Origin of the sequence: Mesorhizobium sp. LNJC405B00, from assembly GCF_000502615.1 — a bacterium.
Taxonomy (GTDB): Bacteria; Pseudomonadota; Alphaproteobacteria; order Rhizobiales; family Rhizobiaceae; genus Mesorhizobium.
This window is the reverse complement of record NZ_AYWC01000007.1, coordinates 108,625-126,629: the sequence shown is the minus strand read 5'-3', so window position 1 is coordinate 126,629 and position 18,005 is coordinate 108,625. Positions and strand designations below refer to the sequence as shown.

Here is an 18,005-nt window from a genome sequence, read left to right as displayed (position 1 = left end):
CCGCCGGCGTAGTCTTTTGCCGCAATCTGGTTTCGCGGGGCCTCAGCTTTTAATGCAGAAATCGGCCGGACATCGTGCTTCGCCTATGTCAGGACGGCGGGCGCGCTCGAATTTCCCGCACGGCTGCAGGAGCAGTTGAATGGACCGCATGTTGCCGCACCAATGGCCCACTACAACGAACCAGCAGGTTTCGGTAGCCCAGGAGTTTATCGGCCTCGCTGATATAACCAGGTTTTTGACGCGTTACGTCGCAACGATCATTGCCTGCCTCGGCATCGCGCTCTTGGTAGCCTGGTTCTACAACTCGACCTCTGATCCGGTTTTTACCGCCAGCGCGCAGATCCTGATCGAGCCGAAATTGCCCCAACATCTACAGGAGGGCGGAGAAGTAAATCTATCATTGGACACCGCGCAGGTGGAAAGCCAGATCGCGGTAATGCAGTCGGAAAAAATAGCCGCGATGGTCATCGACCAGCTGAAACTCGTGGAAGACCCCAACTTCAATCGTCCACACGCTCCGATCTTACCGGAGAGATTCAGAAAGCTAAAAACCGTCCTGGTTGAGGCTTTCGGAGTCCAGAAAAGCGCCAGGGTCACGTCGCTCTTGGATTATTTCGGCTTCGGCATGCCAGAACCCACCGCGTCACTGACCGACTACCAAAAATTCCGGCGCACAATGGCGACCTTCCGCGACAGCCTCGATATCCGCAGGGTCGGTGTTTCCTACGCGATAGACATTTCATTCACGTCTGTTGATCCCGAGGGTGCATCCAATATTGCGAACGCCACCGCCGATGCCTTTGTGCGTGAACAGATCGAAACCAAGGCTGACGGCGCAAGAGAAGGTGGTGCGTGGCTCGAGAAGCGTCTTCAGCAACTTCGTGCTCAGATGAACGCGGCGATGGCGAAGGCTCAGGAATTCCGTTCTCGGCACGACTACAGCGTCGTCAACGAAGCCAAAAGCGAAGAAGGCAATTCGATTGAGGGGGTCAACGCTGAGCCGACTCTTGAAGAGCTCGAGGTGACCGCCGAAACCTATCAGAAGATGTACGAAAGCTTCCTCCAGGCCTACACCAATTCGGTCAGCCAGCAATCGTATCCGGTCGCCGACGCGAGGGTGATCACGGCCGCGACAGCGCCGCTTTTTCCGAGCGCTCCAAGGCCGAAACTGGTGCTCGCCTTTGCCGCGATCGCCGGAACCATTTTCGGCATCGGGGTTTCGCTTGTGAGGCAGATGCTCGATTGGACCATCCGATCGCCACGACACATCCGGGATAACCTGGGTATCGAATGCATCGGAGAGTTGCCGTTGACGAGCAGGCGGATGGGTTCCAGTCACGTTGACGAGGTGCAAAGACGTCCCCACTCACGATACAGCCAGTGCCTCAGGAAAGCACGGACCGAAATCAGCCTTGCGGAGACCAACCATCAAGTCAAATTCCTCGGGTTAACTGCCGTGTCCAACGCCAGCCCCAAGAGCTCCGTCGCCAGCAATCTCGCCACGCTTTACTCGATGTCGGGCCTGAAGACATTGGTGATTGACGCCGATGTTCGCCGGTCGGCCACGACCATGCGGCTGCTAGGCCGTTCGATTGCGTACGACAAACAGAGCCAGGACCCAATTCGACTCAATATCGTGCGCGCTCCTGGGCGGCCGTTCGACATGCTTCCCAGTTCGGTGGTGGACGGCGGAAATCTGTTGATCCCACGCAATATGGAGGAATTCCTCTCGGAGCTTACAGCTTTTGATCTCGCCAATTGCGAACTTGCCGCCTATGACGTCGTCATCGTTGATCTGCCGACACTAGCCTCGGGAGCCGACGAACTGATTGTCGGATCCGTTCTGGACGGTGTCGTCATCGTTGCCGAATGGGGCAAGACACACGTCGAGACGCTGCGCGAACTGGTCCGGACGTTGCAGGCCAGCAGGACGCATGTGCTTGGTGCGCTTCTGGCGAACGCTCGGGCGATGACATCCATTCACCACAAGGCTTGACAGGGGGACCGCCTTCGACTGCTGGGAAAGCGAGAGGATCACTCCTCGGCATTAGTGGTAGTGTGGGGAGAGTGTGGCGCTACCTCCTTTGCCTTTCTTGCCGACAGCCTCCGAGATTGGGAAAGTGTGAGAGTCGAGCAAATCAAAACAATGATCGTCATGACAAACGCCTTAGAGAAGCAGTCACATCTCGCGCCCCCGATTTGGAGCCAGCCATCGATGCCGATGGCAGTCGACAACCGGCCGGTCATGCATGTTGTTTCCGCTCCAGACCATGAAAATGGCGGGGCGTTGTGGATGGATCTGCCGCCCACCCTTAGGGCAGGCTCGACTAGTCCTCCTGTCGGAGGTCTCTTGAAGCGAATGCTCGATTTGATTATAGCGGTCACGGCGCTTGTCGGGGCCGCGCCGGTGATGATCGTCGTTGCTATGTTAATCAGGATGACGACAGGAGGCCCGGCGGTGTTCTCGCACAGCCGGGTCGGCTTCGGCGGGAAGCCGTTCAATTGCTACAAATTCCGTTCGATGGTCGCCGATTCGGAAGACGTTCTGAAAGCCTATCTCGAAGCCAATCCTCATATGAGAATGGAGTGGGAGAAGACCCACAAGATAAAGGACGACCCCCGCGTGACATTCCTCGGGCGAATGCTGCGAAAGTCGAGCCTCGATGAACTCCCACAGCTCTATAACATCATTCGCGGCGATATGAGCTGCGTGGGGCCAAGGCCCATCGTGAAGGAGGAACTCGAGCGTTACGGCGACCACGTAGGTGAATATCTTCGCATGAGGCCGGGACTGACCGGTTTGTGGCAGGTGAGCGGAAGAAGCAGCGTGGATTATGCCACGCGCGTAGCGCTGGATAGCCAGTATGTTCGGAACTGGTCGGTCTGGTTCGACATCGTGATCCTGTTCAGGACTGTCTTCGCGGTGATGCGCTTCGACAGGGCTTGCTGAAGTCCGGACATATCACCCCCCGGTTTGCGTCCAACGGACGGAGAGAAACAGCCCTACTGTGTATGCGCCTGCCAATACAAATGCCAGGATCAGGAATTTCAAGACGGTCACATGGCCCGGAAATCCAAATCCGTTCCAGGCGAAGCTTCCAATGAGGAGCAGTGCGGTCGCCGCGATAAGGGCGGGAGCCTTGAACCACAGCCCCATCAGAACGCCTCCAGCCGCTAGGGCTATTATAGTCATGAGCACCGAAATCTCCAGGGCACCCGCAGGACGGATCAGCTCACTGCGGCAGAGGGTTCCGTCCGGGGCCTCAGGGCCCAGGGTGCTCACTGATATGCGGCCTCAAAGATCATGGCAAGTGGCCGGATGGCATTGCGTAGATGGTCAGCTTATGGGTTGAGCCTTGCCTCTGCCTCTTGTTCGGGAACGGTTTCGGCGAGCCAAGGTTACAGTGCCCAATACCGCATGCCATCATGCGTCCGCGATCGGGAGCGTCGAGCATTGGTTTCGGGTTGATTTGATCAGCGAGCCGGATCAGTAGACCTGGCGCAATCGGAGACTTGATCAATTGATGCCCTGGATCGGGACCGTTTCGGCCTGAAGGCCACCGCCTGCCGGGAGGATAGCCAAACCTGACTCCGGCGACGGGATCTCGACTTTCACTGTGTCGCCGGGTTCGATTGGTGTCGTTTCCTCGGCCGGGAGTTCCGCAGTGCTGCTATCCGTCGTCCTAACGATCTTGAAGACAGGCTTGGCACTTTCGGAGCGTTGCCTGAGGGCGAGCAAGGCGGGGACTGCTATCTCGGTTTCGTGGAGCAACTGCACCGCGGTATCGGCTTTGCTGGTTACTTCATTGAGCTGCATCTGCGTCTCCCGCAAACTTTCAGCGACTTCACTGGCATGACGGTTGCCGAGGTCGAGAATCTCTATGTCCGTCTTGCTAATCTCCTGCCTCACGCGCAAGAGCGAGGTCTCGGCAGCCAGTCTGTCCCCCTGCATTTGCGCAACCGTCCCCTCCAGGGAAAGCTCGCGCGGTGCAACTGCCAGCCCCTTCGCGACAAGCGTCGAAACGCTCGCGAGTTCCTTCTGAACCAACTCGATCTGTTTGTCGTGGAACGTCAGTTGCTGCCCAAGGGAGTCCAGTTCCTTTTCCAGAAACTCTCTGAGATCGTTCAGCGAGCGGAGCTGTGTGGTCAGCGCATCCTTGCGGATGGCAAAAATCCTCCGCTCCTGGTCCATTGTCGACGCGACTGTTTGGTTGGAAGCCCTAACCTTTAATTCCGCAGGAAAAGAGATTTCGTCGCTGCTGGCCAGTTCGGCCTCAAGGCGCGCCTTGCGGCCAAGAAGGCTGACGTTGTTCAGCGCCAGTAGGCCCACCTCGCCCTGGCCCGAGATGACTTCCCGCCCGAGCCTCGATATGTCGTCCTCGCGTATTGGCAAACCGCCCGCGATCCCCACCGCCTGCAGCACGGTCAGCCCGGGCCGATAAGGAAATTCCCCAGGGGCCTTGACATTGCCGACGATGTAAAACGGTCTGTACTGCACGATCTCGACGGCGACATCCGGCTGGCGGCCGAGACCCATCTTCTGCATCAACCGATCGCCGATGGCGCGTGCGAGATCACCGGGAGCGGTGCCCTGCGCGCGTATCTGCCCGACAAACGGAAGGAACAGGGTCCCGTCGGCGCCCACCACGAAAGCGTCGTTGAGAGACGTCCATTCGAAAATCACATCACGTGATGCTCGCCATTCATAAACCTTGAGCCTGACCTTGTCTTGAGGTCCGAGGAGATACTCGGCGGCCGCCGAAGGCTGGAGGCCGGCGGTCGCCGCAGCGAGTGAAGCAGACGCCATCGTCAAAAACCATCTGCGCATTGTCTTTCCCGTCGTCAAAGTTTCAAGATGTACTCGGGTTCGATTCGTCCAATGGCCGCGTGCAAGATGGCGAGCAGGTTACCCCTGAGCCTGCCCCGTCGGTCGACATACGGCTCGGGCCAAGGGCTATTTGCCACGTTGGCCGCAATATTCCTGAGCATAAGGGGAAGCGCGAAAGAGGCCGGCACGGACCCCTTCCTGATCAGATAGATCGCATTCGCAACCTGGGAGTAGCCTAATCGGGTTCCGCTGACGCGACCTGTCTTGATACCTAGATGGACTCCCGTGATCGAGGTCACGCAGACGACACGCCCTTTGGATCTCATTTGGCTGGTGAAGTCGATGTCTTCCTGCCAGCCATATAGCACGAGGCGCTCGTCGAAACGCAAATCACCCACAAGCGAGGAACGGAGGGACATGTTGCATCCGTATGCACCCACATGGTCAACCACAGAGGGTCCAACATCTCTGATGCCCTCGGCTGCCCGCAAAGCGGCTTCGGCATCTTCCCAGGTGAGGCCAGCATTGGTGGCCCCATCTCTGACGACCCTGCCCATCACCACCGCCCATCCGTCATTTGCCATAAAAGCTTCTTCGATCTGCTTCAGGTATTCGGCCGATGGGACGAAATCGTCGTCGAAGAACGTGATGATGTCGAAACGCGCCAGCGACGGTGCAAGAGCCGTGTTCCGCTGGGCGGCCAACCCCTTCGGCCCGAAAACACACGATACAGGAAAGGAGCAGTCTCCCGGCAATTCGACATGCGTCGCGTCGGGCGCCGACAATATGACTTCGTCGGGAAGTCTCTGCTGGCCACGCAAATAGCCAAGCAGGCGCGCGACCTGCCCGGGGCGGCCAAGGGTTGGGATAATCACTGCGAGTCTCATGCCTGGTCCATGTTCGGCGTTCCCGACGCTACAACGGCGAACAGACCTGGACAGCCTGCATAAAAGACTAGGGACAACCGTGGTCTACCTCAGAACATAGGCTTTTGGCGTATTCCGGGTGCAAGTCCCACAACCATAAGCATTAGGCCGTCCCGCGCCCCGGGCAATCTGTAACCGATCGGACAACTTGCAGGAGCCGTGACATGGAAAGGAGACTGTCGGGATGAGGATTGCTGGCTTGAGGCAAGAGGGGAACCATGCTCCAGGAACGTTCTTCCGACCTGGCAATCGCCGCCAAGGTCAATTTGCCAATCGAGAAGTTGTCGCCCGCGCTCGGGAGCGTCGACAAATACGCAAGAATAGCGGTCGTCCACGACTGGTGCCCAAATTTCCGGGGAGGAGAGCGGGTTCTAGCGCAAATCTGCAAGCAGTTTCCGAACGCCGAAGTCTTCACGCTTTTCGATTTCTTGCCCGCGGAGGTTAAGGAGCAATATTTCAGGGACGTGGAATTCCATACGTCGGCGGCCAACCGTATCCCCATGGTGCGGAAATTCTACCGGTCTCTCTTCTTCTTTTGTCCCTTCCTGATCGAGCAGTTCGATGTGACAGGTTACGACGCGGTCATCTCATCTTCGGCCGCATTTTCGCGCGGCGTGATCACGAGGCCGGATCAGCCGCATCTATGTTACGTGCACAGCCCAGTCCGCTATGCCTGGGACGAGCAGTTCTCGTATCTTCAGCAGGGAAATCTGGGCTTCGGTCCCAAGGGAATGCTCTATCGTTACATGCTGCACCGGCTGAGGACGTGGGATACCAGGACCGCGCATGGTCCTGACCTGATGCTGGCGAATTCGAATTATGTCCGCTCCCGGATCCAGCACATCTACGGGCGGGACGCACGAGTCGTTTTCCCGCCCGTCTCTCTGGCGGAACTGCCATGTGTGGAGGACAAGGATGACTACTACGTCTCGGCATCTTTCCTGGCCCCGTACAAGCGCACCGACCTGGTCATCAGGGCCTTCAACGAAATGCCGTCGCGGCGGCTGGTTGTCGTTGGCGAAGGACAGCAATCCGCCAGCTTGCGATCGCTGGCTGGGTCCAACATCACGTTTTCCGGCTTCCTACCCCGCAAAGAATACGTTGATACGCTGGCGCGGGCAAAGGCCATGGTCTTCGCTGGCTGCGAGGACTTCGGCATTGCGTTGGCCGAAGCGCAAGCCTGTGGAACGCCGCTGATCGCATTCGGCCGTGGCGGGGCGGTTGATATAGTGCAACGCCTGGGATCATCCCACGAGCCGACAGGCGTACTGTTCAAGGCCCAGACCGTCGATCACCTCAAGCAGGCTGTCGAACGATTCGAACAAAACAGCCATGCCATAGCGCCCAGCGCCTGCGCCAAGAATGCCGGACGCTTTTCTGAGGAGAACTTCGACAGCGCTATCCTGGAATCGGTGCGCGCCGTCCAGGTCCTTCACGAGATCATGTGAATTCGCGAGCCCTGACGACTTTCATTTCCATGTCGACGCCGTCTGCGGCCGCCATCGCCTCGAGATAACGCAGGCCCGTCGCCCTCCAGCTGTATGCCGCGGCTCTCGCCCTACCCTTGCTTATCATCTGCCCCCGCAGGGATCGAGAACTGCGAAGCTGCACGAAACTGTTGAACCATGCGTCCTGGTCGTCAGGGGATGCAAACAGCGCTGCATTGCCGCAGACTTCAGGCAGGCTGGCGCGGTCGGAAACCACCACAGGACAGCCGATGGCCATTGCCTCTAGCGCGGGAAGGCCGAAGCCCTCCGTGAGGGAGGGGAAAGCCAGGCATAACGAGTCCGCGAGAAGGGCGGCCAACTCGCCATCGGCAATGCGCCCGAGCCAATGGATGTTCTGGGCGTTGGCGCTGGTTGCACCTGACCTGTAAACCCGCGTATCAGAGATCCCAACGATCGCGATCCTGAGCCCCGCTTCAGCAAGGCGGTCAGCCATGTTCAGGACAAGTCTCATATTCTTATGAGGTGCGGCACTGCCGATCATGACGATGGTTTCCGGCGATGCCGCCAGTCGTGTCCTGATCGAGTGTTCAGGCGCCCATCGCAAGGCATGCTCATGGCCGTTGGGGGCTACGAAGGCCCGTTGCGCGGGGATGACACCGCGGCGGACCAGCTCGCCCAGCGAGTAATCGGAAACGGTCGAAATGCCCCATGCCGTCTTGCCGAGGTATGGCAGCAACGTTCTGTAGAAGTTCCTGAAGGCACGGGAATAGCTCTGTGGCGCATTCCAGACGTTTGCGTCATGAATGCAAACGATGTGCTTACGGGAAAGCAGCGGTCCGGTATTGCAGAGGCTGAGCAGACCGCCGCCCTCGAGAGCGAAGGGAAGTCGCGCCTGTTCCCAAACATGCCCGACCGCGCCGCCGATTTCGCGGCGTTCGACGGAAAAGAGGGGGAAGTTCGCGGATCCAGGTGGACAGAGCAGCTGGACGTGAAGGTCGCGAGCGAGTGGCACCCGCTCTTGAATCAAATTGTCCAGCGAACGGACGACCTCACGCGCATAACGTTGGACGCCCGTTGTCGCCTGGGAAAGAAAGCGCCCGTTGATCGTCCAGCGTCGTGCCATGCCATTACCTTTGAGACGTTCAGTTTGAGCGGCGAAACGTGCGCGGTCACTACGGCCATTAGGTCATCTCGGTGGAGAGGGGGTCATCCGGCTAGGCGAGGGCGGCGCAATACCTACCTCAAACGTTTGGGGGCCTTGCACCGCCGACAATGTTAATCTGAGCACGGGTGTGGGTGGACCGGAGAGGGATATGGGGAATTTCGAATTCGAGGCGACGGAATCGCCGTCACCAACGCAGTTGAATGGTCACGCCGGAAAGCTGTTGGCAGGATCGCTTGGCGAAGACTCCAAATACCTGGTCGGAAAATCTGAGCAAAGGTCGGCGGATCAAGAGGGGGCGAGGCGGCGCTGGACGATAAACGGAGACTTCACGACGCTTCGCCATAACGGAGTAGCCCGTTATGCTCGCGAGGTGACTATGGCTCTCGACGCCCTTATTTCGGAAGGGCATCCTCTTGGTCGCGATCTGGAAATCGATCTTGTGATCCCACTTCCGCTTGCCGAACCCTTTCCCCTCAATTCCATCAGCGTACGGATCGTTCCGGAATTCAACAGGCCACGACTTCCGCAATTTTGGGTGCAGGCGCAGTTGCCCTGGCACGTGCCCGGGGGATTGCTGAGTTTCTGCAACCTCGCTCCCGTCATGCTGAGGCGACAGATCGCATGCATCCATGACATGCACACCAGGCTGATGCCGTCGAGCTATGCGCGCGGCTTCCGCTGGGCACACCGCCTCCTTCTTCCAGCGCTCGGCAGGCGGGCTGCTCGCATCACAACGGTCTCGCAACTGGCGCGGAGTCACCTCATCAAATTCGGGATAGCACGAGAGGAAAATATCGTTGTCACCTACAACGGCAGCGACCATGCTAAGAGGTGGGATGCCAGGAAATCGTCACTGGCCGTCGACAGGGGTAGGCCATATGTCCTTTGCCTTGGCAGGAATGATCTAGAATACAAGAACATGGAACTTCTTGCCAGACTCGCCCCGGTTCTCGACGGGATGGGCCTCGACCTCTGGATGCCCGGCGACGTCGACGAGACCACGATCCTGCGCCACGTCCAACAACTGCCAGCAAACATCGTTCTTCTTGGGCGGATCGCTGACGACGATTTCAAGAAGGCGCTCGAAGGTGCCCTGTGCTTCCTGTTCCCCTCTCGGATCGAGGGCTTTGGCCTGCCCGCCGTAGAAGCGATGGCATCGGGCTGCCCCGTCGTGGCCTCAACCTCGCCGTGTCTGCCCGAAATATGCGAGGATTCGGCGCTCTACGCCGACCCCGACGATGTCAATGCATGGGCCGAAGCCATCCGCCGCCTGATGACGGATCCTAGCCTGCGGGAGGGGTTTGTGACCAAGGGACACCGCAGGGCTCATAGCTATTCCTGGCGGTGGATCGCCTGGAAATACCTCGAGCTGATGGTTCAGGTCGATGCTGATTTCGGAGAATTCGACAGTTGAACGGTTGCGATCTTGGAACAAGCCCCTCTGAAGAAGTCAACCTTTCTGGATCCTTCCAAGTCGGAGGAAATTGGCGTTGCTCTCAGAGGAGGTCTCTCCCAGAAGCAACGCCTCAGCCAAAAAGGGGTGTCTCGCAACCCATAAGTTGAAGCGCTGAAACGAGCGTATGATTCTAGGGTGTTGGCGATCGAAACCGATCGCAAAGACCGAATTAACGCCTGAACTTCTGTTATCGAAAATTGAGAGCGAACGCTTCGTTATGCAGTCTCAGAATGCGCAAGTTGGAACCGTGCTTGAACCCTACGAGCATCATCGCGCCAAGGACAGCACGGGGCATCCAACTGCAACGAGTGGCAGGCGATTGCGGATCGCTCTAATAGGGCAGTTCGGTGTTGGAAATTTTGGCAATGACGGTTCGCTCGAGGCGATGATTGGCACGCTTCGGCGAATCTGCCCCGAAGCTGAGCTTGCTGCAATCTGCACATCGCCCGAATCCGTCAAGAAAGTCTTCGGGATAGAAACCATCAAGCTGACGCGGCCAGATATCAAGGCGCGTTGGCTCAATCGGGCGAACCGCACCCTGGGTCGGGCTCCGTACAAGATGTTGGGACCGGTCCGAGCCTTTCTCAAGCTCCGTGGCTTTCATGCCGTCCTGCTACCCGGAACCGGTGCGTTCGATGATTTCGGCGACACACCATTTGGCATGCCCTACCTTTTTGCCAAATGGTTGCTGATGGCGAGGTTGCGTGGCTGCGTGGTCGCATTTGCGAGCATTGGAGCCGGGCCTGCTTACCATCCCCTCAGTCGTGTGTTCTTTGCCTGGGCCGCGCGCTGCGCATCATACCGTTCGTTTCGGGACGGAATTTCGCGCGATTTCGTCCGATCCCTCGGCGTCAATGTCGCAAGCGATCGGACTTTCCCCGATCTTGCTTTTGGCCTCGCAGTTCCACCGGTCGAGCGCGAGATATCGGCAGCCACCGTCGTTGGCGTGGGCGTCATGAACTACCGAGGCCGCACGGGCGGAAGCGCATTGATCTACAACGCATATATTTCCAAGCTCGGGGAGTTTGTCGCACGCATCGTGATGCGGGGCTTTGCCGTTCGACTTATCCTCGGCCAGGACAATGACGAGGTGGCGGTGGTCGATGTCATCGAACAACTTCGGGGCCTCCTATCTGATGCTGATTTGGCAGGAGTCGTCTACACCCGGTCTGCATCGCTTCATGACGTTATGGCGCAAATGCAGATGACCGACGTTGTCGTCGCGACTCGATTTCACAATGTCGTCTGTGCCCTGCGGGTGGGTCTTCCAGTCATATCTCTGGGATACCTCGAAAAGCATGATGCTCTTGCGGCCGATACCGGTCTGTCGGACTTTTGCACCAGCGTAGAAACCTTCAGCGTAGAATGGCTCGAGTCGCGGCTGGATGCACTCCTGGCGGAAAAGGAATTGCGAGCGCGGCAGGTGCGTGAAACCGTACTGCGATACAGGCAACAGCTTGAGGATCAGGAAGTTCTCCTGCGAACACAGGTGTTTGCCCGTGCAGTGTCTCGCCCAGTGATGTTGACCTGAGTCCGCATGGGCGAGGCACGGATCCGCGGATGCAAACCGAATTAGGTTACCGTCTCGAGAAGTTTCTAGGCCCAACAACTTTGCGAAGGCTGATCCATGCCACTGATCGACATTGTGATTCCAAATTTCTGCTACGGGCGCTACTTGCCCCAGGCTGTCGCAAGTATCGTGCGGCAGCAGGTGGAAGACATCAGGATTCTGATCGTCGACAATGCTTCCACAGATGACAGTGTCGACGTTGCAAAGAGTCTGGCCAAGCGGGACAAGCGCATAAAAGTCATCGCACGTGAGAGAAATCTCGGCCTGCATGCATCGTGCAACGAAGGTGTAGACTGGGCTGGATCGAAGTATTTTGCCATAGTTTGTGCCGACGATCTTCTTGTTGAGGGTGGTTTTCAGCGCGCCCTCTCGGTCCTCGAAAAAGAACACGACGTTTCCTTTGCGTGCGGAGCCGAGTTGGTTTGGCATGAGGCGTCACCCTTCCCGGTCGTGGAGAATTCGGGCGTCGGCGACTGGCGATTTCTGTTGACGGAATCGTTCGCTTTGGAGCGGTCCCTTCCAAGCAAGGTTCTTTTCGGGGGTGGCGCTGCGCTCATCAGAACCTCCGATCTCAAACGGGTCGGCCATTTCAGGTCGGAGATAGCCTACAGCGAGGACTTGGAGATGTTCTTGCGGCTTTCGCTCAATCGCAGGGCGGCGGTAACAAACGCGATCCATGGAATAAGGAGGGTGCACGGCGCGAATCTATCGGCGGTGTTCTGGCAAGACTTCAAGCGCGACATTGTCGAGAAGAAGCTCACATTCGATAGCTTCTTTTCGCACGAAGCAGCCTGCATGCCTGGGGCGGAACACCTACGGCGAAGCGTCTATCGAAACCTCGGCAAGCGGGCATACTGGTCTGGTCTATCGCACATCGCCCGCGGCCAGCGGGCATCTGGTTTTGATCTCCTGCGGTTTGCGACGGAACTCTCGCCCAGCCTGGCCTACGTCCCGCCGATCGACTACTTGGTCCGTCTGCCTAATCCAGTAGCCCACATCCGATCGCGCCTTGCGGAGGCGTGGAGCCGACATTGGTAGCGACGCAGCAGGCAGGTAGCCCCGTCCCAGAGCACACTTCGGGTCGTAAAGCCCCGTTTCATCCGCGCGGAGGATAACCCATGACCGGAAAGCGCATCGGTGTCATTTACCTGACCGACGGCAGGCGCGACGACCTGACCTATGCCAGCGCCGTGGCATTGGGGTTGAGCCATGCGCGAGAGATAGACATCCATATCGTTCAATCCGGATTCCGCTCGACTCCACCACCGGCGGTGCTCGGGGTGCTCCAGGCGAGGGGCCATCGTCTGGCGACCCACACCCTTTCAACCGCCGGCCGGGGTTTGCCCGGTCATGGCCATATAACATCGACGGCATATGAGAAAATCGAAGCCATCGCCACGGTTTCGGGCGAACATGATGTCGTCTGCTACCTTGACAATGATACGCTCGTCATGCGGCCCCTTGATCTGGCAGATGCCGCCCCGAAAACACAACCTCTGGCGGCCGTGCCTGACTTGTCCATATCCACGGGTTTCGACAATCCCGCATTTTTCGAAAATTGCGAAAAGCACGGGCTGGAGCGGCGCTACTTCAACTCCGGGCTGATTATCCTGAACGTCTCCCGATGGATTTGCTCGGGAATTCCTGAACGCTACGATTCCCTCATCCAGACACATGCGGAGTTTTGTCCCTATTGGAACGGGTCATGCATCCACATCGACCAATGCGCCTTGAACATTGCCGCCAATCGGAGGTGGGAGACGCTGCCTGTGGAATTCAATGTGCAGAAGTCGGCATTCCAGACGAGTTATTGGGATCGGGCATTGATCCGGCACTACACGGGACCGGAAAAATTCCTCCCGGCGAGCGCGCACCGTATCGACAGCAAGGAGCGGTCCGTGCTCGGCCGCATTGCGCGTGAGTGCGGGGAACTCGGTCTGGAGATTCCGCCGCCCTATTTGGCCTTGCCGTACTGGGCCAATCGAGTGCGTAGGAGTGCCGAGCGAAACAAGATTTCGCGGCTGATTGACCAATTTCTGGCAGTATGATGTGTTCCGTCCCCATCGGCAGTACCCGGGTGGCGAGACTGCGTCTCGCGTGCCGGGAGCTGCCGATCAACCCACTGAAACCCGCGCACGTCGGAGTGCAGGGGAAATCTTGATGATCTCGTTAAGGAGAGGATGCCGCGTGATGATCAATCCGGCTGCCCATCCCCCCAACGCCAAGCATCCCGCTATGATGGCTTCCATGGTGGAAAGATAGAATCCGGAACCGGATACCCCGATGGCTGCCAGGGGTGGGAGCGCGCTCGCAAAAGCGACGACGGCGCTTTTCCACAACGCCGCGGCGATGTCCCTGCGGCTCAGTCCCAGCCTGCGTCGCACGAAGCTGAGGGCAAGATATGCCTGGAACGGAACGGTCATCAACAGGCACCAGGCCGCTGCCTGCAATCCGCCGAAGACAATGGCCAGGGAGAGGAGAATGCCTGAAAACGGGAAGACGATCAGCGCCCGGATGAACAAGTCGCGGATCGCTCCCATGGCTACCATTACCGGGTAATTGAGTTCGAAACTGAAGGAAAAAAGCAGCGCGATCGCGACGATTTGGACCAGCGGCGCGACCTCGGTCCACTGGTGACCGAGCACGATGTCGACGGTCGGGTACGCCAGAACCGACAGCACCAGGAGCGCCGGCCAGTGAAGCGCGGTGATAAGGGAAAGGGCGGAAAGATAGGGACGTTTCAAATCCCTGCCTTGCCTGGCCTCGGCCGAGAAGGCGGGCAGTACGACCGCTATCGCACCTCCGATGACTAGCTTGTCGGGTATCTGCCCGATCCAGAGCGTCCTGCTGAACAGGGCTGCTGCATTCGGCGACACGAAGCGGCCCAGGAGGAGCAGCGGAAGGGCGTCAAACATGCGGAAAAGTATTGCGATAGCACCGTTGTATCCCCCGAATGAGATCATCCCGCGCCAGTTGGCCAGGGATGGCCTGAACATCCAGAAATGGGGGCAGAGCGCGAAGGCGAGGCCCGCTGCAATACCACTGCCGATCAGCCAAGCCCAAGCGAAGCTCATGTAGCTGAAGCCTGCCAATGCCAGTCCAATCGTCGCTGCACAGTTTGTCACGGCTCCCGCTATGTCGATCGCTGCGATCTTGCCGAACCGCATTTCCCTCCGCAAGAGAGCGGTTATCAAGGTGAACGAGGCGTCGACGAAGAGGCAGACAGAGATGACCCTGAAATAGGGAACGAGGTTCGGCTCGTTGTAAAACGAGGCGAGAAATGGTGAAGCGGCGACGAGGGCGGCGGCAATGGAGCCGGTGAGGATGAACGTCACTGTAAAAGCGCCGCGAATATCCTCGCGGCTCAGTTCCTTGCGCTGGATGAGGAAGCTCGAACTGGAGAACTCCCTTATGGACAGGGCTATCGCCAAAATGGCCATGCCGATCACCGATACGCCGATCTCCTGGGGCGTCAAAATACGGGAGATGAAGGCTGCACTGATAAAGTTCATCACGAGCAAGACGTAGCGTTCCCCCACGCTCATCAACAGTGCGCGTTTGACCGAAAGCATAGATGTCCTTTCCCGGCGGCGCGGCCGCGTGCGCCACCATGGATAGTCCTTTAAACAGGGTGGAAGGTCAGGACGTCCAATAGGCTAGGGATGGACCACCGACTAAAGTGGTAGCAGAAAGACAGACCATCGAGTGCTCTGGCCGCGCCGCCCATCAGTTCAGTTTGATCGGACTGGTTAAAACCGGGCGCAAAAAAGTCCTAACCTTATCCACCGGAGGTATGCGTTGGAATTACCACAGGAGGCACCTAGGGTGTTCCATATTGTTCTGAATCCGGCGGAACGTGATGGACCAACAAAATCGCGACATATATGGACTTCAACTACTTCGCGCCATCGCCGCTTTTGGCGTCATCTTTCGCCACACGCTCGACATGTCGGATGGATCGGGCGTTGGGCGGTTCAGCCCCGCGTGGACGCGCTCATTTGGAGGAGCGGGAGTAGATCTGTTCTTTGTAATCAGCGGATTTATCATGGTGTACGTGAGTTTTCCGCCCAGCCGGTCTTCGGAATCTCCGTCACGTTTCTTCGTCAAGCGTTTAACGCGCATATTCCCGTTATATTGGATTTGCAGCGCTGCCATCGTGGCGATGTGCACAATAGGGTTCCTGAAGAACAAACATGTTGATTCGTACACGCTGATAAATTCCATATTTATTCTCCCGGGCGACAAGTTAGTATATGTTGCATGGACTCTTTCGTACGAGCTATATTTCTACATAATTTTTGCGGTTTGCCTAAATTTTAGGAAAAAGCTCCGAACCTCGATCTCGACGGTTTGCATTATGCTGGGCGGGATCCTGGTGGGCCACTTAATTCGGGATTCGACCTTCTCGGTTTTCATTTGCAGTCCGTTAGTGCTGGAATTTTGTTTTGGTATTGCTCTGGCTTTGTTGTTTTCTTCCGCCAAGAATTGGAACGTCCCGATCGCGCTGAGCGTTCTCGCGCTTCTAGTCATTGTTGTTGGTCCCATATTTGCGGACCAGACTGGTTCCATGTCCGAAGCTTTTCGGCTCGTCGTGTGGGGTTTTCCGGCAGCTGTGATAGTGGCTGCATTTCTGAAGCTCAAGCTACCGCACTCGAAAGCTGGACGTGCAGCAGTCCTGCTCGGTGATGCATCTTATGCGCTCTATTTGACCCATGTATTTGTCATGATCGCATATGGTTGGCTGATCAAGTCGACATTTGTCGGAGGAATGTCACAAGTCGGCTTCGTTCCCGCAGTTGTATTCTTATGCCTTATTGTCGGTGTAGTGGCACACATTTTTGTGGAAAGGCCAACTCTTCACTTCGTCCGCAAGCTCACGAGCCGCCAGCCAGGGCGCGGGCTTCTAGAGGCAAAAAATGTATCATTGTGAGTCGGGTCACTGGCGTTATGATCGTGTATAGCGGCGGATCGGGCCGCAAGGAATGTCAGGTTATCCGCAGGCCAACGGAACGACAGGGCAGACGCGACCTAGAACCGTTTCGCAAGGGTAGGCATCGACCTCCGAAAGGGGTAGGGCGGAGCCTCCGTTCACCCCTATTGGCAGATTGCGCCAAGCGGTGGCCCTCCCGACTATCGAGCCTGGATTTTTCACCGGGAGGCGAGTCTTGCCATGACCTTTCGTTTCAAAGCCGCCGCGGTTTTCCTGGTGGCGACAGCCGCGCCCGCTTGCGCCGACGTCCTATGGGGCGTGAATGGCCATCCAATAACTGCCTATCCGGGCATCGCCATTGAAAAGCAACTGGATTTCATCAAGGACCTTGGTCTGAAGTCTTACAGGGTCAACGTGACGGGCGAGGACGACGCAAATGTGCTTGCCGAACTCGTGGGCGCCGGAAAGGCAAGGGGGATCGAGATCCTGCCGGTCCTCACGCCGGCCATCGATCTGGACAAGGACAGTCCAGACGAGATCCATGCCAAGACTAGGAAATTGGCGATTGCCCTCGGCACAAGGTTCAAGGCCGATATCCGCGTTTGGGAACTTGGCAACGAGCTAGAGAACTTTGCCATCATAAAGCCGTGCGAGAACCGCGACGACGGTTCTAAGTATCCATGTGGATGGGGGCCTGGGGCGGGAACGGGAGCGCTAGACTACTATGGCCCGCGCTGGGTCAAGGTGAGTGCCGCGCTAAAGGGCCTGTCGGAAGGGATGACACGGGCCGATCCCGGCATCCGCAAGGCGATCGGCACCGCCGGATGGGGCCACACAGGCGCGTTCGCGCGGATGAAAGAGGACGGGATCGTTTGGGACATCTCGGTCTGGCACATGTATGGCGATGATCCGGAATGGGCTTTCCGCGAAATATCAGGCTACGGCAAGCCGATATGGGTGACAGAATTCAACAATCCCTATGGCAGTCAGCGCAGCGAGCGGCAGCAGGCCGACGGCATCAAGCAGACGATGGCGCGCCTTCGCCAACTCGGCGAGAAGTACAAGGTCGAGTCTGCGCAAATCTACGAACTGTTCGATGAAACCTACTGGGCACCCAGCTTCGAAGCCAATATGGGCCTAGTGCGGCTCATCGCGGCTTCCGACGGCAAATGGAGGATCGGCGAGCCAAAGCCTGCCTACAAGACGGTTCGTGACTTCACACGGGGCCCGCAGCCGCTGCCCAAGCCTAACCGCGAGTGCGATCCCGAGAGCACAGCCGCAAACAAGTCCGAATATGTCAGGCAGGCAGCCTTCGCTTACTGCCTCGTACTTCGACACGAGAGTGACGGTGCCAGCTTGGATCGGTGGTCGGCAGCGCTCGAGAGCGGGGAGAGCACACTCGCAGGCATAATCATAGAGATGATGCGCACGGACGATTTCGAGACCAGATATGCCACGATCGGCCTGACCGACCGCGCCTATATCAGTTTTCTTTACCTGCTGCTGCTGGACCGTCCCGCCGATGACTATGGGATGGAAACCTATGCCCGGCAATTGCGTGCCGGGACCATGAGACGTGAAGACGTGGCCTTGGGCATCATCAACTCAAGCGAGTTCAATGCCAAACACGCTGCCATTCGGGAAGTGTCCGTTGTGCCGAACCCGGGGTGAACGATGTCAGC

The 18,005-nt window shown here is 57.9% G+C and carries 14 protein-coding genes; 9 read left to right on the top strand and 5 right to left on the bottom strand.

Annotation, left to right across the window (positions count from 1 at the left end):
* Positions 1 to 139: 139 nt before the first annotated feature.
* Positions 140 to 1,996, top strand: a complete 1,857-nt coding sequence (locus X756_RS150645) for a GNVR domain-containing protein (RefSeq protein WP_023730087.1) — start codon at positions 140 to 142, stop codon at positions 1,994 to 1,996.
* Positions 1,997 to 2,146: 150 nt separating this feature from the next.
* Positions 2,147 to 2,950, top strand: a complete 804-nt coding sequence (locus tag X756_RS0134505) for a sugar transferase (RefSeq protein WP_023730086.1) — start codon at positions 2,147 to 2,149, stop codon at positions 2,948 to 2,950.
* A gap of 12 nt (positions 2,951 to 2,962) precedes the next feature.
* Here X756_RS0134505 and X756_RS1000000168825 read toward each other — a convergent pair whose 3' ends face one another.
* The 3 genes from X756_RS1000000168825 to X756_RS150655 form a co-directional block, all read right to left on the bottom strand.
* Positions 2,963 to 3,157: a hypothetical protein gene (locus tag X756_RS1000000168825; protein WP_156941380.1), complete on the bottom strand. Its 195-nt coding sequence runs from the start codon at positions 3,155 to 3,157 to the stop codon at positions 2,963 to 2,965.
* 360 nt (positions 3,158 to 3,517) lie between these two features.
* Entirely contained in the window at positions 3,518 to 4,828 is a 1,311-nt protein-coding gene (locus X756_RS0134500) for a polysaccharide biosynthesis/export family protein (protein ID WP_084569915.1), read from the bottom strand.
* Between the two features lie 14 nt (positions 4,829 to 4,842).
* Positions 4,843 to 5,715 (bottom strand): glycosyltransferase, encoded by an 873-nt coding sequence (locus X756_RS150655; RefSeq protein WP_023730084.1) that lies wholly within the window; start codon positions 5,713 to 5,715, stop codon positions 4,843 to 4,845.
* 257 nt (positions 5,716 to 5,972) lie between these two features.
* On the opposite strand from X756_RS150655, the gene X756_RS150660 reads away from it, so the two are divergent.
* On the top strand, positions 5,973 to 7,202 hold the full coding sequence (locus X756_RS150660) for a glycosyltransferase (protein WP_023730083.1): 1,230 nt from the start codon (positions 5,973 to 5,975) through the stop codon (positions 7,200 to 7,202).
* Here X756_RS150660 and X756_RS150665 read toward each other — a convergent pair.
* Positions 7,195 to 8,325, bottom strand: a complete 1,131-nt coding sequence (locus tag X756_RS150665; RefSeq protein WP_023730082.1) for a glycosyltransferase family 1 protein — start codon at positions 8,323 to 8,325, stop codon at positions 7,195 to 7,197. The two genes, X756_RS150660 and X756_RS150665, sit on opposite strands and share 8 nt — an antisense overlap.
* Positions 8,326 to 8,515: 190 nt before the next feature.
* Here X756_RS150665 and X756_RS150670 point away from each other — a divergent pair, with 190 nt between their 5' ends.
* The 4 genes from X756_RS150670 to X756_RS150680 all read left to right on the top strand — a co-directional run bounded on the left by X756_RS150670 (position 8,516) and on the right by X756_RS150680 (position 13,441).
* On the top strand, positions 8,516 to 9,781 hold the full coding sequence (locus tag X756_RS150670) for a glycosyltransferase family 1 protein (protein WP_023730081.1): 1,266 nt from the start codon (positions 8,516 to 8,518) through the stop codon (positions 9,779 to 9,781).
* Between the two features lie 259 nt (positions 9,782 to 10,040).
* Complete coding sequence (locus X756_RS0134495; protein WP_050589268.1) at positions 10,041 to 11,354, top strand: polysaccharide pyruvyl transferase family protein; 1,314 nt, start codon at positions 10,041 to 10,043, stop codon at positions 11,352 to 11,354.
* A gap of 96 nt (positions 11,355 to 11,450) precedes the next feature.
* Positions 11,451 to 12,431: a glycosyltransferase family A protein gene (locus X756_RS150675; protein WP_023730079.1), complete on the top strand. Its 981-nt coding sequence runs from the start codon at positions 11,451 to 11,453 to the stop codon at positions 12,429 to 12,431.
* Between the two features lie 80 nt (positions 12,432 to 12,511).
* On the top strand, positions 12,512 to 13,441 hold the full coding sequence (locus X756_RS150680) for a glycosyltransferase (protein WP_023730078.1): 930 nt from the start codon (positions 12,512 to 12,514) through the stop codon (positions 13,439 to 13,441).
* A gap of 66 nt (positions 13,442 to 13,507) precedes the next feature.
* Here the strand turns inward: X756_RS150680 and X756_RS150685 are convergent, their stop codons facing one another.
* Positions 13,508 to 14,965 carry an oligosaccharide flippase family protein gene (locus X756_RS150685; protein ID WP_023730077.1) on the bottom strand — a complete coding sequence of 486 codons (1,458 nt, stop codon included), beginning with the start codon at positions 14,963 to 14,965 and terminating at the stop codon, positions 13,508 to 13,510.
* Positions 14,966 to 15,252: 287 nt separating this feature from the next.
* Here X756_RS150685 and X756_RS150690 point away from each other — a divergent pair, with 287 nt between their 5' ends.
* Positions 15,253 to 16,323: an acyltransferase gene (locus tag X756_RS150690; RefSeq protein WP_023730076.1), complete on the top strand. Its 1,071-nt coding sequence runs from the start codon at positions 15,253 to 15,255 to the stop codon at positions 16,321 to 16,323.
* Between the two features lie 240 nt (positions 16,324 to 16,563).
* Positions 16,564 to 17,994, top strand: coding sequence for a DUF4214 domain-containing protein (locus X756_RS150695; protein ID WP_023730075.1), 1,431 nt, complete (start codon positions 16,564 to 16,566; stop codon positions 17,992 to 17,994).
* Positions 17,995 to 18,005: the final 11 nt, after the last annotated feature.